24 protein-coding genes are annotated in these 23,281 nt (G+C 31.9%); 16 read left to right on the top strand and 8 right to left on the bottom strand.

From position 1 onward, the window contains the following. The first annotated feature begins 306 nt into the window (after nt 1-306). From HX004_RS14525 to HX004_RS14505, 5 genes are all read left to right on the top strand, one after another. Nucleotides 307-1,116 (top strand): sensor histidine kinase, encoded by an 810-nt coding sequence (locus tag HX004_RS14525; RefSeq protein WP_286443323.1) that lies wholly within the window; start codon nt 307-309, stop codon nt 1,114-1,116. Further along, on the top strand, nt 1,106-1,774 hold the full coding sequence (locus HX004_RS14520; RefSeq protein ID WP_286443322.1) for a response regulator transcription factor: 669 nt from the start codon (nt 1,106-1,108) through the stop codon (nt 1,772-1,774). The genes HX004_RS14525 and HX004_RS14520 overlap by 11 nt, the downstream gene beginning before the upstream one ends. Before the next feature lie 300 nt (nt 1,775-2,074). Next, entirely contained in the window at nt 2,075-2,938 is an 864-nt protein-coding gene (locus HX004_RS14515) for a helix-turn-helix domain-containing protein (protein ID WP_286443321.1), read from the top strand. 209 nt (nt 2,939-3,147) lie between these two features. Continuing rightward, nucleotides 3,148-4,644, top strand: coding sequence for an acyl-CoA dehydrogenase family protein (locus HX004_RS14510; protein ID WP_286443320.1), 1,497 nt, complete (start codon nt 3,148-3,150; stop codon nt 4,642-4,644). 207 nt (nt 4,645-4,851) lie between these two features. Then, nucleotides 4,852-5,388, top strand: a complete 537-nt coding sequence (locus HX004_RS14505) for a PH domain-containing protein (RefSeq protein ID WP_286443319.1) — start codon at nt 4,852-4,854, stop codon at nt 5,386-5,388. On the opposite strand, the gene HX004_RS14500 is transcribed toward HX004_RS14505, so the two are convergent. From HX004_RS14500 to HX004_RS14485, 4 genes are all read right to left on the bottom strand, one after another. Beyond that, the gene (locus HX004_RS14500; RefSeq protein ID WP_286443318.1) at nt 5,380-5,544 is read right to left on the bottom strand and encodes a hypothetical protein; all 165 of its coding nucleotides are present in this window, start codon (nt 5,542-5,544) and stop codon (nt 5,380-5,382) included. The genes HX004_RS14505 and HX004_RS14500 overlap by 9 nt on opposite strands. An 11-nt stretch (nt 5,545-5,555) precedes the next feature. After that, nucleotides 5,556-6,017 (bottom strand): DUF2004 domain-containing protein, encoded by a 462-nt coding sequence (locus tag HX004_RS14495; RefSeq protein WP_286443317.1) that lies wholly within the window; start codon nt 6,015-6,017, stop codon nt 5,556-5,558. A gap of 123 nt (nt 6,018-6,140) precedes the next feature. Then, entirely contained in the window at nt 6,141-6,791 is a 651-nt protein-coding gene (locus HX004_RS14490) for a hypothetical protein (protein WP_286443316.1), read from the bottom strand. Between the two features lie 117 nt (nt 6,792-6,908). Continuing rightward, nucleotides 6,909-7,820, bottom strand: coding sequence for a hypothetical protein (locus HX004_RS14485; protein WP_286443315.1), 912 nt, complete (start codon nt 7,818-7,820; stop codon nt 6,909-6,911). Nucleotides 7,821-8,238: 418 nt separating this feature from the next. On the opposite strand from HX004_RS14485, the gene HX004_RS14480 reads away from it, so the two are divergent. Then, the gene (locus HX004_RS14480) at nt 8,239-9,480 is read left to right on the top strand and encodes a serine hydrolase domain-containing protein (RefSeq protein WP_286443314.1); all 1,242 of its coding nucleotides are present in this window, start codon (nt 8,239-8,241) and stop codon (nt 9,478-9,480) included. Between the two features lie 143 nt (nt 9,481-9,623). On the opposite strand, the gene HX004_RS14475 is transcribed toward HX004_RS14480, so the two are convergent. The 3 genes from HX004_RS14475 to HX004_RS14465 form a co-directional block, all read right to left on the bottom strand. Next, complete coding sequence (locus tag HX004_RS14475) at nt 9,624-10,082, bottom strand: hypothetical protein (RefSeq protein ID WP_286443313.1); 459 nt, start codon at nt 10,080-10,082, stop codon at nt 9,624-9,626. 223 nt (nt 10,083-10,305) lie between these two features. Further along, complete coding sequence (locus HX004_RS14470) at nt 10,306-10,662, bottom strand: hypothetical protein (RefSeq protein WP_286443312.1); 357 nt, start codon at nt 10,660-10,662, stop codon at nt 10,306-10,308. Between the two features lie 3 nt (nt 10,663-10,665). Further along, nucleotides 10,666-11,415, bottom strand: coding sequence for a metallophosphoesterase (locus tag HX004_RS14465; protein WP_286443311.1), 750 nt, complete (start codon nt 11,413-11,415; stop codon nt 10,666-10,668). Nucleotides 11,416-11,533: 118 nt separating this feature from the next. Here HX004_RS14465 and HX004_RS14460 point away from each other — a divergent pair, with 118 nt between their 5' ends. From HX004_RS14460 to HX004_RS14435, 6 genes are all read left to right on the top strand, one after another. Next, a complete protein-coding gene (locus HX004_RS14460; protein ID WP_286443310.1) occupies nt 11,534-12,085 on the top strand; it encodes a hypothetical protein in 552 nt (183 codons plus the stop codon). Continuing rightward, entirely contained in the window at nt 12,030-13,220 is a 1,191-nt protein-coding gene (locus HX004_RS14455) for a DUF6438 domain-containing protein (RefSeq protein ID WP_286443309.1), read from the top strand. The genes HX004_RS14460 and HX004_RS14455 overlap by 56 nt, the downstream gene beginning before the upstream one ends. Before the next feature lie 1,203 nt (nt 13,221-14,423). Next, nucleotides 14,424-14,756 carry a hypothetical protein gene (locus HX004_RS14450; RefSeq protein ID WP_002992048.1) on the top strand — a complete coding sequence of 111 codons (333 nt, stop codon included), beginning with the start codon at nt 14,424-14,426 and terminating at the stop codon, nt 14,754-14,756. 583 nt (nt 14,757-15,339) lie between these two features. Continuing rightward, the gene (locus HX004_RS14445; RefSeq protein WP_060875544.1) at nt 15,340-15,570 is read left to right on the top strand and encodes a hypothetical protein; all 231 of its coding nucleotides are present in this window, start codon (nt 15,340-15,342) and stop codon (nt 15,568-15,570) included. A gap of 18 nt (nt 15,571-15,588) precedes the next feature. Beyond that, nucleotides 15,589-15,807, top strand: coding sequence for a hypothetical protein (locus HX004_RS14440; protein ID WP_002992054.1), 219 nt, complete (start codon nt 15,589-15,591; stop codon nt 15,805-15,807). Between the two features lie 509 nt (nt 15,808-16,316). Then, on the top strand, nt 16,317-16,577 hold the full coding sequence (locus HX004_RS14435; RefSeq protein WP_081498607.1) for a DNA topoisomerase: 261 nt from the start codon (nt 16,317-16,319) through the stop codon (nt 16,575-16,577). Nucleotides 16,578-17,141: 564 nt separating this feature from the next. On the opposite strand, the gene HX004_RS14430 is transcribed toward HX004_RS14435, so the two are convergent. Further along, entirely contained in the window at nt 17,142-17,855 is a 714-nt protein-coding gene (locus HX004_RS14430) for an ion channel (protein WP_060875543.1), read from the bottom strand. A gap of 629 nt (nt 17,856-18,484) precedes the next feature. On the opposite strand from HX004_RS14430, the gene HX004_RS14425 reads away from it, so the two are divergent. From HX004_RS14425 to HX004_RS14410, 4 genes are all read left to right on the top strand, one after another. Beyond that, nucleotides 18,485-19,597, top strand: a complete 1,113-nt coding sequence (locus HX004_RS14425; RefSeq protein ID WP_286443308.1) for a DEAD/DEAH box helicase — start codon at nt 18,485-18,487, stop codon at nt 19,595-19,597. A gap of 94 nt (nt 19,598-19,691) precedes the next feature. Next, nucleotides 19,692-19,883, top strand: a complete 192-nt coding sequence (locus tag HX004_RS14420) for a cold-shock protein (protein ID WP_286443307.1) — start codon at nt 19,692-19,694, stop codon at nt 19,881-19,883. 290 nt (nt 19,884-20,173) lie between these two features. Then, nucleotides 20,174-21,496 (top strand): Na+/H+ antiporter NhaA, encoded by a 1,323-nt coding sequence (gene nhaA / locus HX004_RS14415; protein ID WP_286443306.1) that lies wholly within the window; start codon nt 20,174-20,176, stop codon nt 21,494-21,496. Nucleotides 21,497-21,514: 18 nt separating this feature from the next. Next, a complete protein-coding gene (locus tag HX004_RS14410; protein ID WP_002992104.1) occupies nt 21,515-22,849 on the top strand; it encodes a DUF389 domain-containing protein in 1,335 nt (444 codons plus the stop codon). Nucleotides 22,850-23,281: the final 432 nt, after the last annotated feature.

Below are 23,281 nucleotides of genomic sequence, written 5' to 3'. Positions count from 1 at the left end.
CCTCAACAAACAACAGAAAATGCAAGTGCATTACTCGTTTTTTTTATGGATTTATATTCTACTTGTTGTAGTGGAGCTCTTTTTGTTAATCTTTAAAACGACCTTTTTACCAATTCCTAGCCGCTCTATAGGCTATGCTTTTCTGTTGCTGATCTTAAAAAAGTACAGTATAAAAGCCTCCTATCAGGAGATTGAAAAATTTAAGGGACTATTGTTTTTTGTGCTCTTCTATGCGTCATTTAGTTGTATCTACTATCTGCTACTTACTTTTTCTGTTTATTGGAATAATAATCTGAAATTTACGCTATGGCTTTTACACTCGCTTGTCTTACATTTTCTATATGCAACAGTCACTTATTATCAAATAAGCCGTGGGAAGATCCCTTAAACTTATTTGTTTGGTTGCTTTATGCTATTTTGATCTTTAGTGGTATGACCTATTCGTCTATTTATTTACTAAAAAAAAATTATCGAAAGGAGATTCAAATGAAGCAAGAGCGAGAGGAGCTGGAAAAAAAGCATTTAAAAGCGTTGATTGAGAAACATATTCAAACGCAAGAACATGAAAGAAAACGCATAGGAAGTGATTTACACGATAGTATATCGAATAAGTTGAGTCTTATTCTATTAAAAGTTAATAGGGGGGATACAATTGAACAACTGGAACAAGATATAAAGGAAACTCTGCTTGTGGTACGGGATATTGCACATGATTTAAATCCGCCCTTTTATCAACAGGCATTTTTACACGTTTTGATTCTCATGCAGTTTCAGAAGTTAGCAGCTCATTATAGGCTGACCAAATGCTGTAAATTACATGAAAAGCTGAATTGGTCTGCCAATTATAAAATTCAATTGATTCGAATTGTGCAGGAACTAATTACAAATCTAATTAAACATGCAAAGGCAACAGCGGTGCACCTTGATTTGAGGGAAAGTCAAAAGGGAATGTATCTCTTGCTTGAGGATAATGGCATTGGAGGAGTGAATGAGCATAAAGGATTGGGCTATGAGAATATTAGAAATCGACTGTTTTTAATTCAAGGTAAAATGAAGATTAGCAGTAAAGAAAATAAAGGAACTAAAATAATAATTTGTGTACAAAATGAAATATAGAATTACACTTGTTGAAGATGATACGTTACTATTAGAATTGATGACTAATTTCTTTGGTACATCAGCAGATTTTGAAGTGATCCATACGTTTGCGAATGGAACGAGTTTTCAAGCGGATCTGGCTGTGATTAGCAGAGATACGGATTTGATTATTATGGATTTTCAATTGGGAGATTCAACAGCAGAGGAGTTGATGGAACAATTAAAACGAGAACTGATTGAGATTCCCGTCATCGTACTTACTGCTCATTATAATGAAGCTTTAATTGGTTATATGGTTCAAATGGGCGTCGCTTGTTATTTGCCAAAGTATGTAAAACTAGCTGAATTTCATTCGATCTTGAAGGAAGTATTGACGAAAGGACATTATATTAGCAAAGAGCAATTCCCTTATTTACAAGGAGCTATACAACATAACAGAGGCGAACAAGCCAGTAAACAATACGATATTTCAAAAAGAGAATTGGATATCATTTACCTATTAGCAAAACAATGTACTGCAAAAGAAATAGGTGAAAAGTTATTTTTAGCAACGAAGACGGTTGAAAATTATAAAAATACATTATTTGTCAAGACAGAAACCAAGAATATTGTGGGTTTAGTGTTGTGGGCTGTTCAACGGAAATTAATCGCCATCGATCAATTTAATTCCCTATAAGTTCAAAATAACATTCAATTTCCGTACTACCCAAAGGCGTATCTCCCGCTGAGATAACAAGATGAGCTTGGTCAAAAGACAAACGCTTTTTTTCTGACTATGCCTTTAGAGATTAAAAAAATAGCCATGTAACACATAAAGAACTCGAAGTAAACACAGCAATAGACCTAGAAAGTGCCCAAAACAAAACCCCAACGCATCGGTCAATTTGGACTGTTATTTTATTTTTTGCGTATTCATTTCTTATTTTTCATGGTTAATTCGATTCAATTGCTGAACTTTGAATAAATACCATTACGTATGATAGACAATCAAATTAATGCAGATGAGTTTGTTTCCAAATTCATGGACATGAGTAGGAATCATTTGATCTATATTCGTACTCCAATTAAAATTTTTTCCCTCAAGGATATTGCTCCTTACCTCAAAATTCCAATTCCACCTATTTTCTTTGGGTATAATTTATTAATTCACCTGACGAAAGGTTATTTTACCCAACGGATTGATTCGACGACGTTTACGGTAGAAGCACCTGCGGTATTGTTGTGTAACTATGGTTATATTTCAGCCATTGAGTCTGTAGACAAATCGGCTGAAGGTTATTGTGTGTTGATTAAAGAACAGGCCATGACCTCCATGTTTCGAGAAACACAGATTTTGAATATTTTTACCATCTCTCCTTTGCTCAACCTCAATGCGGAAAACAGTGCGGCACTGAGTAGTCTGCTTGATTTACTGTATAGTGAAATTCACAGCGATAAACCCTATAAAGAGCTGTATGAAAGCTTGTTCAAAACCATTGCCTTAAAGGTGATTAAGCTATCGGATTCAACGACATCCATTGAGCGTAGACAAGAGATTGCGATTGCGTTTAAACAACTCGTCCATTTACATTTTAGCAAGCACAAGACCGTCGAGTTTTATGCTGATCAACTCAAAGTGTCCATCAATTACTTGAATCGCTGTGTTTCTTCCGTGTATCAAAAATCATCCAAGGAACTGATCTTGGAAATCGCCATTATTCACAGCCAACTTTTACTGCTGGAAACCAATAAAAGCATTGCAACCATTGCCTATGAACTCGATTTTGTCGATCCGTCTTATTTTGCTCGACTTTTTAAAAAACACGTGGGTATTACTCCTTCAGCATACAGGAAGATATAGTTTCAGTTGTATGTTAATGATGCACGATTTGTCCTAGTTTTAATCTAAACTATCATATTTGTTTCGCAATCAGCTTCTTATTTTTGTTCAAAGTAGTATTTGATCGTTTTTGTCCTTATAGATGACTCATCGTTTATCGATTTCTGGGCACTTAGGGGAAGAAATGGTCAAACAACGGTAGATTTTTAATTGAAAAAAAGGAGATAGTTATGCATGCAGTAATAGAACACATTGATTTTAGTACTTATATCGCAGAATTCAAGAAGCGATTGAAGTATTTGTTTCGCGAAAAATACAATTATAATGATATGGGATTAACCCGTGATTTTCCAGCTGAATTAATAGAGGAAATCATGGAGGAAAAGCCATTGGCAGTGGCTATTCCCACAATGCACGGTGGGCGAGGGGTACAAGTAAAAGAGTGCTTGCAAATCCTTGCTGCTGCTTCGTATGAGTCGTTGCCTTTGTCGTTGATGTTTGGGATCAATATTGCGCTTTTTTTAGAACCGCTATCGAAGTATGGACAACCGGCTGTACAACAACGCGTTTTTTACCAGTTTATGGAAAACAAGGCGATGGGAGGCTTGATGATTACGGAGAAAGCCCATGGTAGTGATGCCTTGAATATGAAAACGGCTTTTGAACACAAGGAGGGAATGTTTCACATTAAAGGGCAAAAACACTGGCAAGGGTTGAGTGGTGCAGCTGACTTCTGGTTAGTAACTGCAAGAGAGAGCAAACCCAATGGCGAATTATCGCGCGATATTGACTTTTTTGTTTCTGAAAACAACAGAGCGGAACAACATATTCCCATGACGCATCGCTATAATAATCTAGGGTTGTATGCGATTCCCTATGGTATTAATGAAATTGATATTGCCGTTCCTTCTGAACAAAAATTAGTAACCGAAAGCACGGGAATTAAATTAATGCTCGATACACTACACCGCAGTCGATTGCAATTTCCTGGCATGGGATTGGGCTTCATTCAAAGGTTGTTAGACGAATCATTGGCGCATTGTCAAGAAAGACAAGTAGGGGGAGTGCCGCTATTGAGTATTGATTCAGTGAAAAATCAAATTGCCAAGATTCAAGCGGCTTATACGCTGTGTTCAGGGATGTGTATTTTTAGTGTAGCGACCAGTGGCATTGAGAACGACTTGGCTTCGATGAGTATTGAGGCTAATGTACTCAAAGCGGTTGTGACGGATTTAATGCAAGAATCGGCTCAAATTAGCTTGCAATTAGCAGGGGCGAATGGGTATCGCTTGGACCATATTGCGGGGCGATCTTTAGTGGATTGTAGACCTTTCCAAATTTTTGAGGGATCGAACGAGATGTTGTATACGCAAATTGCGGAAGGAATTGTAAAGCTGATGCGAAAAGCGAAGGAAACTAATCTATATCGCTTTTTACAAGGGTATGAACGCACCAATGTAAGTGTGGATTTATTTCGAACGTACTTTGATTTTACAGTGGATAGTACTGTGAAACAACGCAATATGTTGCTTATTGGCAAGATGCTTTCTCGCGTTATTGGCTTTCAATTTGTCTTGCAAATGGACGACTTTAATCCTCAACTGGTGGAGATTACTCGTCAACAAGTTGAAGCGGATTTAGCGGCTTTTTATGGACAGTTTAAAACCCAAAATGACGTAGATCCTATCTTAGATTATCAAGTAAATTCAGATTGGACGCGTTTTTAAACGAAGGCGTTTGCATTGCTAAATGATAACAAAGAGTCAAGTCGTTCGCTGCTTGACTTTTTTTGTGGTTGTATAACTAGGTGTTGTACGACCAAAAATAAAAATCCCTTCAATTTTCAGCTTGATATTCTTAGACAGTTATATTGGATTTTTATAACAATTAACGCTATCTTATCCGTATCTTTAAAACAGCATTAAACGAAAAATATGAAAATTGGAGCAGATGCTTTAGGAGTAAGCAAAAAAGACGCAATCAAAATTGTAAGTTTAGTTATTGTCACATATATCCTTTTGGGGGTACTACTGGATTGGGTATTTAATCATAGTTTAGCTGCATGGTATTACTATTTAGTGAAAGGCGTGCTTTTTGGTGTGTTTTTCTCCTTGGTGTTTTATTTCTTTATCAAGAAGATGACCAAGGGAATTTTACTCAAATTAGATTTACCCTTAGAAGAGGGGGAAGTCTTAGAAGCTTATGGCGTTGCCAACTTGTTTTTAAAAGGACAGGCCATTGGTGGAAAACTAGGGATAACCCAAGATTATTTACTCTTTCATTCACACAAGTTTAATTTTACAAAAAAAACGGTACGCATTGCCTTTGCTGATGTGCAAACCATCCAACCTTGTAGAACCATGGGGATAATTGACAACGGTTTAAAGGTGAAACTAGCGGATCAAGAATGTCGTTTTGTGGTTAATGATCGAGCAAAATGGATGGAATTGTTGGAGGTGAAACTAAAGTAAGCTATCTTTTTCTCCAATTATATGTGTATCGTTCGGATATACATACAGCACAGGAACACCAGGAGGGCATAGTGCATCCATAGCTGAAGTATGTGCATCGTATATACTGTTGCATTCATCACATTGTTTAGTGAGAAAGGGTGGAGTCATAGTCATAGTATGGAGGTTTAACTTTCCATGGCGATATCGTGAATTGATAGGTCGGGAGTTAAATTAACCATTAATACATACTGTGTTAAGTTCGCATCAATAGTAAAATCAATAGAAACAAAGCTTTCTTCCAAGGTAGGATAGATACGGATGGCATAGAGTTGAAGTGCATCAACAAATTGTTCAGAAGAAGTAACCGACTGCATTTGAGGTTCATCAGCTAATTCACTGCGATGGTGATCAATATATTCTTCTACTTCTTCAGCAAAAGCACTAGTTAGTAGCTGGTCTTTTATGGTTTTCGCCTGCTCCTCTAAACGATCCAAAAAACTTGCAACACGTTGTAAATCTGTTGTTTTTGGTTCATCTCCTTCAAAGTCGATGGTTAAAGAAACGTCTTGTCCTTTTGTTGTCGTGAAACTAGCTTCAAAGTAATCATCATGGAGATCGATGGTACCAAAATAGGGTAATAGTGTCATAGCGTTATTTTTTATATTGTTGGTATTATAGATATATCTAGTTGTTTTCACCTGAGAAAATACCATGCTTCGTATTAGAGTAATTGTCGTTTAAAGTTATTTCGTACTGCATATTCTTTTATTCTAGGGTTGACTAGTTTGCCCATTTACAGCGATAATTTTTTCTACTACATCCCTAAAAGTCTGTATGGATCCGGTGTTGAGTTTAGACGAAGAAAAGTAATTTAACGATAGTGGTCTTTTATTCTCTGTTGAATGATAATCCAATACCTCAAAGACCTTATTTCCTTTAGCTATTATTCCTATTTGTTCAATCATTTCAGAAAAATAATCCGTGAGATAGGGAGCAATAGACGTAGAAGGTTTTAGATCGTCAACCTTGACACCTCTTCGTGCTAAATACTTCTTTAAGGTCATAAATACGGAAGCGCTTAAACAAGGGGTACCAAGTAATTGAATGGGTGTGACAGTTGTAAAAGAACAGTGATTAGCAATCAATTCGCATACCTCTCGCAAGGTTCTTTTTCGCGCAGGTGTAAGAACCGATTTCCATTGTTGTTCTGGTAGAGTGAGATTAAATTCGTCATTCAAAAAACGAGATAGAGGTCTCCAAGGCTTGAGGTCTCTGGCACATCTCCAATCACTCACTGTTGTATTAAAGTTTAGCATAATAGTTTCATCGGCTTCAAAGTCTAAAGGACTACAAATACGATGTTCCTCTATAAAAATGTTGAGGATATCTAGCGCATTAAGTTGTTGAGGTAGGATATTCATAACCACAAGAAAGATTAGAGGCTAAGATAATCAATAGTTGTATCAATAAAACAAAGGTTGAGAACTACTTTATCGCAGAAGAAGAGCACACACTTCAAACCAAGTCTAAACATTGACTTAAAGCTCCGTCCAGTTTAATTCTGTTCTATATTTCTTGGTGAGCGTAGGATTGGCAGATTCAATACGTTGAACGTTATACTCTTCTCTTAAATAAAGGGGGATGTCCTCAACAGATAAAAGTCCGAAGATTTGATTTTTATCCGTAAGAAATTGGATTGAATCTATGTTTCTGAATTTTACGATAGGAAGATCTTTTTTGAGGTAAGAGGCTTTATAAAAAGGATAAATCATATCGAAAAAGGTCGCGAAGTTTTGCTGAAAGTTATGCATTTCGATAATGTCATAAGGTTTTTGAATTAAAGCAAAGGAATTTCCGGTTGGCATGGAACCAATTGATTTTGAAATCTTGACTAATGTTTCTGCGTTTTTTAAAATATAATCGTCATCTAACTCTTTTACGAAGGTTCGTTGTGTTTCATTTAATTGACCATGTTTATAAACTTCAAGTAAGGCTTTGTGTACGTTTTGGTCTTTCTCGTGTAAACCATTAAGCGTATGGATATCCACTAACTTATCTAAATTATTGGCCAACCACTTGGGGTGATTTTCGATATACATCTTTTTAAACCAAGGGGCTAACTCACCAGAGATAATCGCTTGGTAATAATTTTCATTACCAGATAGATAGGATACGTTATAGCCATAGTTCAACACTAACAACGTCAAAGAAGATTTAAAGAAATTGAGGTCCTTGGCATGAAACATCGTCTCTAAGTGTCGATTGAGTATTTCAGGGTTGTATTTTGCATCTAAATGTTTTAACGTCTCAATGTCTTTTTTAAGGACTTGATAATCGGATTCGTCTTGAATATACGCATTGTAAATTCTCGAAACTACGGTGTCTCGAGCTGTTTGAGCACATACAACAACGGAAATAAACAGCGCAATAAGGGTGAAGTATGTTTTCATAGTAGTGAGGTAAATGGATTAGTTAAAATTTTACTATTTCAAATATTAGTATAAATTTTGGTTAAAAAAATAGTTTTTAAAAGAAAAAATAAACTTTTGTATACTCGGTTGTCATTAATTTCATTATACTCCCATATCCAATAAAAATAAGTCAATGGGAAGAAGTGAGCACCTCTAAATATTTAGGATAGATTTGTTTATTTTTATATTAGTTCTTTCTCTTCTTTGAAATCCATAGTGTCGATTAGTATTGTCTCACTTAGTGAGATAATTAGAGAAAAATAGAACGTATTAGGAACGAATTGTTTATTATTGTTAGTGCATAAGCAAGGGGAGTAGTAGAAGGCGCACCACTACGTCGTAAAAGTAAGGAGTGTAGTTATTTTGTTTTAAATCAATCATATCGATTTTTACTTTGATGAAAAAAATAGTTGTTTTCGTTTTATTAGCCGTGTTTTCTACTTCTTGTAAGAAAGGGAATTCACTAGAAAAAGAACAAGAGGCATCTTATACAGACTCCGTGACATTAGCTATTAGTAAAATCTACGAGCAAAGTGATTTTAATGGATTTGCCGTTTCTATTGTCAATGATCAGGGAACATTGTATCAACAAGGATTTGGGTATGCAGATGTTGAAAATAAGATCCCTTATACCGATCAAACCATTCAAAATATAGCTTCAGTCTCTAAAGTGTTTGTTGGAGTTGCATTGTTAAAAGCTCAGGAACTAGGAAAGCTAAAATTAGATGATCCAATTAATGATTACTTACCGTTTAAAGTAGTCAACCCTTCTTATCCAGATGAGACAATAACAATTAGACATTTAGCTACTCATACCTCAGGTATTGTAGATAATGAGTTTTATCTCAGTAAGAACTATATTTTAAAAGAAGGACCATCTATTATAAATTCAAGTTTAGGTTTTGATGATATGCAAACGTTTAATCCAGTTGATTCCATTATTTCAATCGACCAATTTTTGAAAAATTTACTTGTGCAAGGTGGTAAATGGAACACAAAGGATACGTATGCTAGCTATAAACCAGGAACCATATATGAATACTCAAACCTAGGTACAACATTAGCTGCTTTTGTTTTAGAACAAGCAACAGGAGAACGATTTGATGATTTTACTCAAAAGCATATTTTGGAACCTTTAAAAATGAAGAATTCCGGATGGAGTTTTGACAAGGTAAAGTTTGAGCATTACTCCAAATTGTATGCGGATAAAAAAACAGCACTTCCTTTTTATCAGCTGATTACGTATCCGGATGGAGGTCTTATTACATCTGTTCACGATTTGAGTTTGTTTCTAACAGAATTAATAAAGGGATACAATCAAAAAGGCACAATCCTAAACCAAGAGAGTTATAAAGAATTCTTTCGTCCCCAATTAAAAGACGCTAATTTTTTAGAAAGAGAAGAGCACAACCCCTACAATGAAAGTTATAATGTAGGTGTATTTATTGGTTTCGGGTTCTCAGGCTATATCGGTCATACGGGAGGAGATCCAGGAGTAGCTTCTCTCTTGTTCTTTGATCCAAAGAATAATACAGGCCGTATTTTGATTTTGAACACTTCTTTTTCAGGTCAAAAGGGAAGTCAAGATTTCTATGGCATATGGGAGGTGTTAGCAAAGTATCAAGGTAAGTTTAGTTGACGTTTCTTTCCGATTGGAAGAGAATGGAACTAAAAATATATATTAATAAAATAATAGGGGTGATCGTACAAAAAAATTCACTCTATTATCTTAATCCAAAATACCTTTATTTATTATTTTAGCTTTTTGAATTTTGACCTTGATTAAAAGACAATTTCTTGATACTCCGTAGAGCTTTTATAATACCTACTTGCGTCGTTGTATTTTAATTTGATTAAAACAGGGGAGTATATCAGGTTATCTAAGGATACTGCTTTTCTAATATTTTGCTTTTTTAAGACACTATTTTTTTGCTTTATTTCTTGTTGTAGGTTGCTAACAAAAGTTGTAAATAATACTGTTTTAAGAGTCCTTGTTTCAGCTAAATTAATCTCTTTATCAAGTTTAAAACGAAAATAGCCTAGTTGTTTTTCGTCTTTTTTTACAAGCACTAGTATGACATCATCAACTTGTTTATCGTGAATGATCTGTTCTTGTGTCAAATCAATAAGGAAGTCAGTACCTAGTATGCGATATGTATCAAAATGTATCGCTTTATCTTCTTGACTAAAGCAGTGAATACTTAAAAAATGAAGGAGTAAAATTAAATGTATTTTTTTCATAATAATAGTAATACCCCATTTTAGGAGTTGTAGATTTTAATTTTCTCTTCTTGTTTCTTTTTGCCTGGTCTGCTCCAAGAAGTTGTACTTTGTTTTATTTTAAATAGGTATGTATTGTTTCATGTATTATCCATCTCTAAGTATAATTCTAATGTCTGATTCAGAGCCAAAACTACTATCCCATTCGCCTCGCTATAGTTTGGTCCTCCTATAGCGATTTCATCTAAAGTTCTCTGTCATTATGCCAAGTATACTTGCAAAATCTACATTGTTTTGCATGTGGGGTTCTAGCTAGCTTGCTGCATTTTGGACATGTATTGAAAAAGATTTGAGTAGGATACCGTGTTACTATTTTTTTTGCAGTTTCTATTTCAAAGGTTTCATATCCCTTTTTAAGTAAGGCTAGGATTTCTTGATCATCAGTTATCCAACCTTTGCTTTTATACATTTCCATAGCTTTAGGATTTTCATTACACTCCAATTTTAATATTGATGCATAATGTTTCCATGCTAATTTTTCTTTGTAGGGTAATAAATTAAAAAAATAAGTTACAATGTAGTGTGCGGTTTCTTTATCCATTTTCTATAATTCAATAATCAGTTCTTTATCAAATCCAATATCTCTTTCATCCAAATAGCCATGTGGGTTACAGATGATTGTAGTTTCGCCAATTTTATAGTTACATGGTGTGTGAATATGACCGTGAATCCAATATGTGGGCTGATGTTCTAAAATAAAGTCGTCCAAGTTGGAAGCATAAGCGGCAGTTACAGGATCACTCTTGTATTTTTCAGGGATGGATAATATACTTGGCGCATGATGCGTGATAACCACATTTTTTTTAGCAGTAGACTCTTTTAAACTTTGATTCAACCAAGTTCGTGATTTTTGATGGATTTGATAAACATCAATAGTCCTCAATTTAGAATAAGAAGGGTCTCGTTTAATTTGTTTGTAATCACTCATTTTACTTTGACAAAGCATTCCATATTCTATGGGATTGCCAAAAATGGAGAAATCAGTCCATAGGGTACATCCATGAAAGCGAATATCATCGATGTCAATAAAACTATTCTCAAGTACGTGAATGTTGGTGTCTTTAGTGGCATCGATTATTTTGTATAAAGTCTTTGGATAAGATCCTTTATAATACTCGTGATTGCCCAATAGATACAGTACTTTTTTATTGGGCATATACTTTTTAATCCATTCGATTCCCTTATTGCCCAAATGGGTATCTCCTGCGAATACAACAAGATCAGCTTGGTCAAAAGACAAAACAGTACCACTGCCAAATTCTAAGTGTAAGTCGCTAATTAGTTGTATTTTCATAATCGAAAAGAGAGTGCTGAAAAATATTTAATTTATTAAAGGTACAGGTTTTGTGATAACTTTGAATGTTGGTTAAAAAACAAAGTTAGTTTTCATCCCTGATACAAACAAAAAAACAATGGATCAAATAGCGTTTAACGATACGAGGTTAGTGTTGAAAGTGAAAAGGAGCAATCTTTTTGTTCGTATACTTTTGTACATCATTACGTTTCTCTCAGCTGCCTTACCTATAGGTGGTTTTGTCGTGAATTTTGTCCATGGAGGGACATTTGAATTTTCTCACTTAATTTGTTTACTTCTGAGTGGACTAATCTTTTTTTTTATTTTGCGAATTTCTTTGTGGAATACGTGTGGAAAAGAGGTAATCATTATGTTGGATAATAAACTAATCTATACGGCGGATTACAACTGGTTTAAAGATAAAGTGAAGGAATTTACTTTTAATAAAATTCAGTATACTTTACGTCAAGTTGGTTATGAAGAAGATAATAAAGGTGTATTAGTGATCAACTTTGACAAAAAGATTACCTTAGAAACGGTTACAAAACTAGATCTCGTAGCGCTTACTGCACTTATTGCTCAATTAAATAAAAACTGCAACTCCAATTTAAATTATGGGAACACGTACAATTCTTTTTATTATTTTGACGATTATACTTTTAGGTTGTAGTCAACGTAAGGAGCAACAAAAGGCAAACAACCAAGTAAGAGAAACGCTGGTTGGTGATTGGGAATTAATTATAGATGATAGTCTTGTGGATGATTTTCCTCTAGAATCCTTTCGTTTACCGCTAGGAATGACAATCTCCAAGGATAGTATCTCCTTTTATTTGGGATTTTATCAAGAAAAACTAGATAGCCTTACAGGTAGGAGAATGCGACAGTTTTTGGGAAATACGGTGCCCTACCAAGTTAATAAAGACAGTGTTTATATTAAAAGTTTGGTGACCCATAATTGGGCGTTCCAATGGGAATTTATCGCTAAAAGAAATGATACTTTAGAGCTTGCAACTAATGATAGTACGATTATTCGATACAAGAAACTTACCTATAACTTAGACATCGTACCCGATTTTGATCAAATTATCTATTCTAGTTCGGGTTGTTATGGCACATGTCCAATACTTGATATTTCAGTCACCAAAGAAGGATATGTTTTATTTCAAGGCGAAGGTTATGTAAAATCGCTTGGTTTTTATACCGGACATCTTGACCGTCAAACAACGCAAACTATTTTTGATAAGTTCAGAAAAGCAAATCCCTTAGTATTGGAGAATAGCTATGCCGTTGATCATACGGATGATGAAACACTGACAACTACCTTTATTCAAAATGGAAAAATTGTGAAGACAATCCACGATTATGGAATGGCAGGAACCAAGGAGTTGATATGGGCCTATATGTTACTTTCTAATATTCATGATGTGATGAAACTTGATCCGTTGCCTTATGATGAACCTTTCTATCCTAAGCTGCATTCGTTTTCTTTTAAAAGAGATAACTTGGTTTTACCGCTTGCTAAATCAGAAAGTTTTTACCTCTGGACAGCACTCAAAAAAGCCAAACAAGTAGATAAAGCATTTGATTCGAAGTATAAACTGGTATTTACTGATAATCTTGATTATTGGGGACCTGATCCAAATGAAGCAAGAACTCATAAATATGAAATAAAATCTATAGTAACGGATGGACAGTTTTACAAATTTGAATTTGAAGATAGGGAAGCGATAACGTATGATTTGGGGTATAATTTTCTGGAGCGAAATTTCAATACCGCGAATTTTATAAAAGACCTTGAAAGGTGAAATAAAAGAGAAAGAGGCAATGCCCAAAAAAATCAATGCTACTTTACCTAGGTTTTTGGTACGGTTCGCATGAATAGAACAAACAAAGTAGCGGTTGAGCATATTCTTGATCTACTTAAACTCAAACCAAAATGTAGCTCGCTTAAGTTTTTAAAGTTTAAAAGGTAAGAATACGAAGTTACAATGTATAGGTGAGAAGGTCTGACCGAAATACTACTAAGACCTTTATTTTCAACTAAATCCAATAATTAATCCAATAAAAAACGCCTCGAAAGGCGTTTTTTATTTTATAGTTTGATACGTTATTTTTCGATACAATAAATAAGATCCTAGCATTCATAGGGGTTTATCCCCAATTTTTGTATTTTTGTACAACACTTTTTTCAAAGTAATTCAAAGGAAAATCAACTGATGAATTTTAACAGATTTATTAGAAGGAATGGGGGATTTTAGTAGCGAATTGGCGATTTTTTTACATGTCTTATTTTACTTCAAATTAATCATTTGGAGAATCTATGAAATCTTTGATTTTAAAATCATTCCATACTTTTTGATAAATATTAATCATATGTGTGATTATGACTCGAAAATGATAATCAATCATATTATAGGTAATCCTATCTTACAGTATTCTGATAAGTAAATGATTAGGATTAACTGGAAAAATATCTTTAATTATCAAAAAGTAATCATCTTTATATAAAAATCGTTCTTGTGGTATTTGGGTAAAATCTTTCATTTAAAATAAAGGCTCAAATTCAACTTTAGGTTTCCATTTTTGGATAGGTAAACTAACAGTTAAGTTATATCGTTTTTGCAAAAAAAGCTCATCTTGAAGCTGGTGTTTTCCCTATTTGATTTACAATGGTCTCTCCAAGAAGATATTTACTTGCTATGTAAAACTCGTTCCGTTTGTAGAGTCTATCTATTAAGTTTACAAGATTTATAAAATTTGATAAGAAATAAGTATTATACCTTATGTCTTATATAATATGCTTAAATAAAAAAGCCCCAATTAAGGGGCTTTTTTATTCTAGTCTTGAATGCTTGAAAAACCTAGATTTTTTTTGTTTTTTAAACGTAATTTTTTGATAAAAAAAGAATAAAAATTAGCTTTTATTTGAAAATAAATTAATTTTTATTCTTTTTTTATTATATTTGATATGGTTAACCATTATTTTTAATAATTTAAAATCAGAAACTATGAAGAATTTTATTATGTTATTTTTATTGGTATTTGGAGTAAATACCGCAGTCCAAGCTCAGACCAGAGCGCAATTTAAAGATGTAAGAAGCGGAGAGGTTCTTGAATATCAATTTGAACGCTCAATAAGCAAAGATGCTGTTAAAGCTATTTTAGAAGAAGGCCAAAGAATTTCACCTTCTTCTTCAAATTACGGAGGTTCTTTTACTTTATATGTTGGAATCTATGATAGAAATAGAGGGGTGTGGGATATTTATGAAGGAGAATATCATTATCCTAGACATTTCACTTTTAGAGATATTATTCAAGATCTTATAAATCGTTATTTTTAAATAAAAATATATTTATATAAACAGGAAAGCCCCTTAATTGGGGCTTTTTTTTGTTACTAGAACAGTATATTTTGAATTTAGTGAAATAGCCTTTTTATTGAGTGAGTGGTATATTAAGTTAAAAATAGATATCATATATTTCATCTACTAATAAATTTAATTAAATGTTTTTATATCTATAGTTGATAATAATTTAACTAAATAAATCCAAAGATATTTTTTATACAGTATAGATATATTGAATTAAAAAAAATATTGCTTTTTTCTTAAAAAGCAAAGGATTTGTATTTGTATAATTTAAATTAACAATAAATAATTAAATTTTAATATAATTTGTTTTAATATGATTTTTTTATTTATATTAGCATTATAATACGTGGGCCTAGGGAGCTTAAATCGTATAAAAAATTGCGTCCAGCTGTCTTAATTATTTAAGGCAGCTTTTTGTGAATTCTATATTTTTAGTAATATCGTATTTTATAATTACTGTTGTGTAAGGAGCTATATATCTTACATCTTATTGTTAATGACTGTCTTAATTTTAGACAGTCATTTTACACTGCTTAATCAATAATAAAAAACAATGGAAGTAAACTTTAGAGATAAAAGCCAACTTAATTCAGTAATGAATATTATGCTTCATACTATATTGATGTATATTTTAGAGCATAATATAGGTTCTGTTTCAGAGATGACAAAAGATATCCAGGATTCATATAATTTTTTAAAAGATAACAGAACGAATGAATTACAACATATAGACATTGTTGACAGGAGAATGAAAAAGATTAATAAGAAGAAAGTATTAGAATAATCTTTATTACAGATTTCTATGAAACACGAAATTAGCCAAGAAGAGTTGGATATGATAATGGAAACATTAATGTTTGATTTGATTTATCATATAGTTGAATTTGAGTTGACATCTATTGATCAATTTTCTGAAGAAAAAAAGAAAGTATATGAGTTCTTGAAAAGTAATGGAACAAAATTTAGTAAAGGATATTACCCTCATGTAAAAGTAGATGTGGAAATAAATAAGAGTTATTAAGCAAAATATGTATATATGAATAAATCAATGGTATTACGGCTTGCAAGAATATTAGAATAAAAAATGATATGATTGGTTTTGGAAAAATTTTTGATAAAACTCACAGCGAAAAAATCTCAAAGAAAATATCTAAAATCACAAACAGAAAATTAAAAAAAAATGGTAACCTGCATAAGGAGGTTCTTAATAGATAAGCCGCTCAATTGAGTTCTTATTTGTTTCTATTAGCGCCATGTATTCACTGAGCTTAAATTTGAGCCTAGTAATATTTTACTTTTTGAATCAATATAAGTGCTTGATTTATATAGACTATCCAAATTTGGATAGTCTATTTTTGTTTACTGATCTCACATTTGAGAATGGTTAATTTTTCTCTAACTGTCACTAAGTAATACTATAAGTAATACTTGATATTTATTACTGCTTTGAAGGCTAAAACATAATTATCCTTAAGCAAATCGAACTTTTTTTTACACTTTGAAATAGAGTAAAATAATTCGACAAGCTATATAGAGAATACTTCTTTTACAAAGAAGCTGTATTATCAACTAGAACTTACCCATCAAAAAGAAGGAGTATTATTCAAGTCACTCTCAATTGATAAGTCAGAGGATCAACACAAGGCAGAACAAGCGTTCAAACGCATTGAGAAACAAAGCGAATCTATCATTACAAAAGTAGAAATAAAGACTGTTAAAGAAGATTCTCAACTACTTTTTGATTTAACCTCACTTCAAAAAAGAGCCTATGAGCTCTTTGGATGGCTCTAAGCTTGTATGAAAAGAAGTTTATTACCTATCCGCAGACATCGAGTAAGTATGTTCCTGGGGATTTATGGCGGGAGATTCCCAGTTTATTAAAAGTACTTTCTGATGATAGTAGGTATAATAACCTGCTTTTAAAATTAAAGCTTGCAAGGTTTAATAGAAGATAGTGAATGATGTGAAGGTTACCAATCATCATGGGCTATTAACCACAAATAGACTTAGCGCTATAAAAGAAAGTATTTATCATTTGATTGCACAACGCGTATGGGAATCAGTATTTGATTCTTGTATAAAAAAGCAAACAAAGGTTGCCTTAGATATTTATGATTGTGAATTTAGTTTTAAATTCACTTGAATTTGGTTATTCGTTGTATTTGTTTTTATTAACTTTTGTAATGATAGATAATTAATGTTTTGCTATAACTTTCTTATTTATAAAACAATAAAAGAATAACATGAAAAAATCCTTATAAGATAATATTCTAATACGGATTTTTTTACTTTCTAGAAAAGAGAAAAAAGTAAATATATAGCATTGAGATAATATTTCACTTATGATAAATTAGACTACTTAATTTTACTTTTAACTTTTTTTCCTTGAAAAGCAACTTTTCGCTGTACTAAAGAAGTGACATATACTGTAAAAAAAGGAAACATAGTAATGCCAGAAATAGCTGTTATAACAGATAATATTTTACCAACTGGAGTAATTGCAATAATGTTAGAGCCAGTAGTAGTAGCTCCCATAGCCGCCCACCAAAGAGCATCAAAATATGAATTTACATCTGGATTGATTTCATGTTCAAAAACATAAAAAATAAGACTATAAAAATATATTAATGACATTAAAATTAGTATATAAGAGAAAAACAAACCCGAAATTTTCTTTCTACTTAACATGATAATGACAAAACCAAGTGCATATCCTCCTCTAATTAAGGGAATGAATCGAAAGAAATATTTTACTTCAGAGGAGAAACTAATTTCTAAGGCTTGAAATATATTGAGATAAGGAATGGAAATTAGAATAAAAATTATATTATTCCAAAAGAATTTTGATTTCTTCTTTGATAGAATAAATTCAATGAATAGACTTAGTAAAAAATAAATACAAATCCACAATTGAATTTTCATATAAGTATCCCCAGTTAAATAAGAAATATTACTAAAGGTATCAATAGAAATACTTACTCCTAATACAATTAGCATAAAGGCTGAAATTATATGTAATGTCTTAATAATTTGTAGCTTGACTTTTTCTTTTGATATAGCCTCTGACATATTTTAAGTAGTTTGTTAAAAGGTACAATGATAATATTATCTATCCTTAATTTAGTACAAAAAATGATAATATAAAATTATATAGTTAATTAAAAGAGCAAAATTTGATTCAATAAATATTTTCTTTTTACCAATTAATGAGATTATCAATTAAGTTTAAAAAACTGTTTTATTGTCCAGATCAATTTATTTTAATGTAATTCAAATAAATTGATCTATCTTTGTAAAGAATTTATAAACAGGCTTCTGCCTTTTGCCTTATCTGAAAATAGTCAAAAACATTTTTTCTTTCTCAGTTTTTGCTTTCAGTTGTCTTAATTACAATTACTTTCGTTAAAAAGTAAATTTTATTTATTGATAAATATATAATGTTAGTAACTTTTTGTAAAAGTTGAAAATTATAAATCCATTTTTCAAATGGATTCGGATTATACTAATTTTTATAACAACTAAAATAAAAGTAATAAGAGGTTTTAAATTTAATTTTCTTTAAATATTAGATGGTCTTATAATTTAACTACCTATTTTTTTCAGATAAGAAGCTTTGTTTTTTATAATCTAACTACTCCAGATTATTTAAAACTATATATAGGAGTTAAATAAATACTGGTAATTCCAGTCAAACCAAGATGAGTTTTAAAAAATTAAATATAATTCAACCCATACTAGAGGCAATTAGTAAAGTGGGATATCAGACGCCTACAGCCATACAAGAGCAAACAATTCCGCATATATTAAAAGGGAGAGATTTAATTGGGTGTGCACAAACAGGAACTGGTAAAACAGCTTCATTTGCAATACCTATTTTACAGCTTTTAAATCAAAAAAGCAGTTCGAAAAAAGTAATCCGTTCTCTTATTTTAACTCCAACAAGAGAATTAGCTATTCAGATTAATGAGAATTTTAAAATCTATGGTGAGTTTCTAAGATTAAGACACTTAGCTGTTTTTGGAGGGGTGCCACAAAAAAAACAAGTAGCTCAACTAAATCGTGGCGTTGATATATTAATTGCTACTCCAGGGCGCTTGTTAGATTTGTTAAATCAACATTGCTTAGATTTTAGTCATGTTGAGATTGTAGTACTTGATGAGGCAGACCGCATGCTTGATATGGGGTTTGTAAAGGATGTAAAAAAAATACTTACAAAGATACCTTCTAAACGACAAACGTTGTTTTTCTCGGCTACTATGCTGATCGAAATAAAAAAATTGGCTTTGCAAATTGTGAGAAATCCAATAGAGATTACAGTTACTCCTATTTCTTCTACAGCCAGAACAATTAAGCAATCTATCTACTTTGTCGAAAAAGAAGAAAAGTTGAACTTGCTTTTTACTATTCTAAAGGATAAGTCAATAAAGCGTTCTTTAGTGTTTGCAAGGACTAAACACGGGGCAGATAAATTAGTAAAAAAGCTAGCGAGTTTGGGAATTTATACAGCTGCCATTCACGGTAATAAATCACAAAATGCAAGATTAAAAGCATTAAATGATTTTAAAAATAATCGCATTAGAGTGCTTATAGCAACGGATATTGCTGCAAGAGGTATTGATATAGCTGAACTACCTCATGTATTAAATTATGAATTACCTAATGAACCTGAGAGTTATGTTCATAGAATTGGTAGAACAGGGCGTGCAGGTATTCAAGGCACCGCAGTTTCTTTTTGTGATGAAGATCAGTTAAAGGATCTTAAGAAAATTGAAAAACTAATTGGATTTACTATTCCGGTAATGTCGAGTTAAATTCATCTTTGTAATTAAATAAATATAAATGTAATCTTATACTTAAAAGATAAGTATAAAAGTGAATATAAATCAATTAAAATAAAAAAGCTATATGCAAGAAGGTAAAGTAAAATTTTTTAATGAATCCAAAGGTTTTGGATTTATTGCACAAACAAACGGAAGTGGAGATATTTTTGTACATACAACAGGACTACTAGATAATATTTATGAAAATGATGATGTTGTTTTTGATCTACAACATAGTCAAAAAGGTTTAATAGCAGTGAATGTTAAAAGAAAATAATTTATTGGTATTAGATAAGTAAGTCAAAATACTTCTAAGAAAAACCTCGCTTTAAAGGCGGGGTTTTTAAATTTTAGAAAAAAATGTTTTTTATGAGTTTTTCTTAACTGTAATGGCTAAGGATAAGCTTTTAGATAAATACTTGTTTTTAACTACAAAAAAAACATCATTAAAGTTAAATAAAAGTGATAATTCATGTAAATACGTATTTTTTATTAACTAATAAAATTAATTTTCTATTTTTGAAATTGTAAACTATTTATAACATTAAAACAAGAAGAAATATTTTTATGAACCAGTTAAATCAGACCCCTATTGAGAGGATGGTATCCCCCATACAACGATTTATTAAACAAGAGAAGTCAGGTGGTATAGTATTAGGGATAAGTGTAATTATTGCACTTGTATTAGCTAATTCCTCGTTAAAAGAGCATTATCATCATATCTTGGAATATAAGTTTGGTTTTCAATGGGCAGGAAATAGTTTTTTTGAATATAGTTTACACCATTGGATTAATGATGGATTGATGGCTATTTTCTTCTTTGTTGTTGGGCTAGAACTGAAAAGAGAAATTGTAGCAGGCGAGTTATCTAATCCTAGAAAAGCAATGTTACCTATTGGAGCGGCATTAGGAGGTATGGTTGTTCCTGCTGTTATTTACTTTGTCTTAAATCCAAGTGGAGAGATGTCTAATGGTTGGGGAATTCCTATGGCGACCGATATCGCATTTGCTTTAGGGGTTCTTTATTTATTAGGAAGTAGAATACCTTTAACATTAAAAGTGTTTCTAACGGCATTAGCTATCGTTGATGATTTAGGGGCTGTACTTGTTATAGCTTTCTTTTATACTTCAGAGATTTCGACTTTGCATTTATTAGTTGGGGCTTCTATATTAGTTATTATGTATTTGGGTAATAGAATAGGAGTTAGAAATATACTTTTTTATGCTATTTTAGGAATTGGAGGGGTATGGACAGCGTTTTTATTATCTGGCGTTCACGCCACTATTGCTGCAGTTTTAGCAGCGTTTACAATTCCTGCCAATGTTAGAATTAGTGAAAAAGTATTTAGTGAAAAAATACAAGTACTTTTAGATAAGTTCAAAGCAATAGATCCCGATAATACTAGATCTGCTTTAACTAATGAACAATTACATATTTTAGAGCAGATAGAAAACAGTAGTGCCTGTGCAACACCGCCTTTACAGCGTTTAGAGCACATGATGCATCCGATGGTTACTTTTCTAATTATTCCTATTTTCGCTTTAGCCAATGCTGGTGTATCTTTAGCTATTGATTTTGATCATTTGTTTAGTACAAATGTAGCTCTAGGTGTAGCACTTGGTTTATTGGTTGGAAAGGTAATAGGAGTAGTAGGTTTTACAGTTGTTTTGGTAAAATTAAAAGTAGCTCCTTTCCCTGAGGGGATGAATATTAAAAATCTTTTTGGACTGAGCCTTCTTGCAGCTATTGGTTTTACCATGTCTTTATTCGTAACTTCATTAGCTTTTACAAGTGAGGAATATATGACTCAAGCTAAGATAGGAATCTTTGTCGCTTCTATAATTGGGGGAGTGATTGGATATTATGTTTTGAGTAGAGAAAAAAAATAACAATAAAAATAAGAGCAGATGACAAATAAGTTTTTTGATTACATTAATCTGCATAAAGGAGAAGAGAAAGGGGAAAAAGTTCTAGAAAACATTAGAGCTAATATTGCCTTTAAGGGAGCTAATCTATGGATTTTAGCTTGTGCCATTATCATTGCATCTGTTGGGTTAAATGTAAATTCAACAGCAGTAATTATAGGTGCCATGTTAATTTCTCCATTGATGGGACCAATTGTAGGTGCAGGTTTTGCCTTAGGAACTTATAATTTTTTATTGCTAAAAATCGCAATAAAAAACTTAATCATTGCTACTATTGTTAGTTTATTAGTTTCTGCTATTTATTTCTACGTTAGTCCTTTTAAGGATGTTCAATCTGAGTTATTAGCTCGTACTTCCCCAACAATTTATGATGTTTTGATTGCTTTTTTTGGAGGTCTTGTTGGAGTTATCTCTATTACTAGGGTTGAAAAAGGAAATCCTATACCAGGAGTTGCTATTGCTACTGCATTAATGCCCCCTTTATGTACAGCAGGATATGGGTTAGCTACATTTAATATAAGTTACTTTTTGGGAGCTTTTTACCTGTATACTATTAACTGTTTTTTTATTTGTATTGCTACTTTTTTTGTTATTAAGTACTTGAAATATCCAACATCATCTACTTTAGATACCCAGAAAGAAAGACGTATAAGATATGGTATTAGTATGTTGATTGTTGTGATGATTGTACCTAGTTTCTACTTGGCTTATACGTTATTTGAAGAAAAGAAATTCACAAAAACTGTCGAGGAGTTCATTGATTCTGAGTTTAATGATAGAGGGTATACTGTGATTTATAAAAAGATTAATTATAATACTAAGCCCAAAAAAGTAGAACTTGCTTTTTTGGATAAGAAATTAACTGAAGAAAATATTTTACTCTACAACAGGTTATTAAAGGAAAGAGGTCTAGACAATGTAGAGCTGACATTTAAACAAGATGAAAAGGATATTAAATCAGAAATTTTAAATGAACTCAGTAAGCAAGATCGATCATATGCAGAGAAAGATATTATAATCAATGACTTAAAAAAAGAACTGTCTAAGTATAAAGTGGATGAACCTAATTTGATAAATGAAATTAATGTACTTTTTCCTAATATAGAAGAAGTATCCATTGGGAAAGTAGAGCGATATATAAAAACTGATAGTATTACAATGAATTGGTTTTTTCTTTTTAATCAAAAAGAAAAAACAAAGGCAGTAGATGGTAAGCTACTTAATAATTGGTTAAAGACTCGATTAAAGGCAGATACCATTTTACTTGTTCAAGGAAATAATCCTATACAGGAGAAAGGGAATAACCAGATAAAGTAAAAATAGTTATCTTCATTAAGGTCTGTTAGGAGGTAAAGACAAAAAGTAGATGTAATATTTTTGGTAATAAGCGGAGTTTACGTTACTTTATAGACGAAGTTTAAATTGTAACTAAATAGAAAAAAGAGAAAGCCCTAGGACTTTCTCTTTTTAAAGACAACTAGTAAATAAGGAGAACTAGTTTTAGAATTATAAATCTAATGATTTTTTACTTGTTATAAATTTATTTTTTAATATTATTACAAATAAAGAATGTAACTTTATAAGTTTTTTAAAAGAAGAATTATTGAAGTAAAAAATCAAAGATATATCACTAAGTAGGTAAAAAAGCACTACAAGAGAAATCTTATTCAGAGAGGGTGTCCCGTGAACTGTGTCATTAAAATAATTGTATAATAAAATATGTACATTAGTAAAATGAGCAGAGAACAA

Source organism: Myroides sp. 1354 (assembly GCF_030324495.1).
Classification (GTDB): domain Bacteria; phylum Bacteroidota; class Bacteroidia; order Flavobacteriales; family Flavobacteriaceae; genus Flavobacterium.
The sequence above is the reverse complement of the archived record's forward strand: the minus strand, read 5'-3'. Positions and strand labels throughout refer to the sequence as shown.

Bases quoted from the DNA above. Each gene is read 5' to 3' on its own strand.
- HX004_RS14420 (WP_286443307.1), top strand. From the start codon at position 19,692: ATGCAAGAAGGTAAAGTAAAATTTTTTAATGAATCCAAAGGTTTTGGA.
- HX004_RS14425 (WP_286443308.1), top strand. From the start codon at position 18,485: ATGAGTTTTAAAAAATTAAATATAATTCAACCCATACTAGAGGCAATT.
- HX004_RS14500 (WP_286443318.1), bottom strand. From the start codon at position 5,544: ATGACTATGACTCCACCCTTTCTCACTAAACAATGTGATGAATGCAAC.
- HX004_RS14515 (WP_286443321.1), top strand. From the start codon at position 2,075: ATGATAGACAATCAAATTAATGCAGATGAGTTTGTTTCCAAATTCATG.
- HX004_RS14505 (WP_286443319.1), top strand. From the start codon at position 4,852: ATGAAAATTGGAGCAGATGCTTTAGGAGTAAGCAAAAAAGACGCAATC.
- HX004_RS14460 (WP_286443310.1), top strand. From the start codon at position 11,534: ATGGATCAAATAGCGTTTAACGATACGAGGTTAGTGTTGAAAGTGAAA.
- HX004_RS14455 (WP_286443309.1), top strand. From the start codon at position 12,030: ATGGGAACACGTACAATTCTTTTTATTATTTTGACGATTATACTTTTA.
- HX004_RS14495 (WP_286443317.1), bottom strand. From the start codon at position 6,017: ATGACACTATTACCCTATTTTGGTACCATCGATCTCCATGATGATTAC.
- HX004_RS14525 (WP_286443323.1), top strand. From the start codon at position 307: ATGGCTTTTACACTCGCTTGTCTTACATTTTCTATATGCAACAGTCAC.
- HX004_RS14520 (WP_286443322.1), top strand. From the start codon at position 1,106: ATGAAATATAGAATTACACTTGTTGAAGATGATACGTTACTATTAGAA.
- HX004_RS14510 (WP_286443320.1), top strand. From the start codon at position 3,148: ATGCATGCAGTAATAGAACACATTGATTTTAGTACTTATATCGCAGAA.
- HX004_RS14490 (WP_286443316.1), bottom strand. From the start codon at position 6,791: ATGAATATCCTACCTCAACAACTTAATGCGCTAGATATCCTCAACATT.
- HX004_RS14475 (WP_286443313.1), bottom strand. From the start codon at position 10,082: ATGAAAAAAATACATTTAATTTTACTCCTTCATTTTTTAAGTATTCAC.
- nhaA (WP_286443306.1), top strand. From the start codon at position 20,174: ATGAACCAGTTAAATCAGACCCCTATTGAGAGGATGGTATCCCCCATA.
- HX004_RS14470 (WP_286443312.1), bottom strand. From the start codon at position 10,662: ATGGATAAAGAAACCGCACACTACATTGTAACTTATTTTTTTAATTTA.
- HX004_RS14445 (WP_060875544.1), top strand. From the start codon at position 15,340: ATGGAAGTAAACTTTAGAGATAAAAGCCAACTTAATTCAGTAATGAAT.
- HX004_RS14430 (WP_060875543.1), bottom strand. From the start codon at position 17,855: ATGTCAGAGGCTATATCAAAAGAAAAAGTCAAGCTACAAATTATTAAG.
- HX004_RS14450 (WP_002992048.1), top strand. From the start codon at position 14,424: ATGAAGAATTTTATTATGTTATTTTTATTGGTATTTGGAGTAAATACC.
- HX004_RS14410 (WP_002992104.1), top strand. From the start codon at position 21,515: ATGACAAATAAGTTTTTTGATTACATTAATCTGCATAAAGGAGAAGAG.
- HX004_RS14465 (WP_286443311.1), bottom strand. From the start codon at position 11,415: ATGAAAATACAACTAATTAGCGACTTACACTTAGAATTTGGCAGTGGT.
- HX004_RS14485 (WP_286443315.1), bottom strand. From the start codon at position 7,820: ATGAAAACATACTTCACCCTTATTGCGCTGTTTATTTCCGTTGTTGTA.
- HX004_RS14440 (WP_002992054.1), top strand. From the start codon at position 15,589: ATGAAACACGAAATTAGCCAAGAAGAGTTGGATATGATAATGGAAACA.
- HX004_RS14480 (WP_286443314.1), top strand. From the start codon at position 8,239: ATGAAAAAAATAGTTGTTTTCGTTTTATTAGCCGTGTTTTCTACTTCT.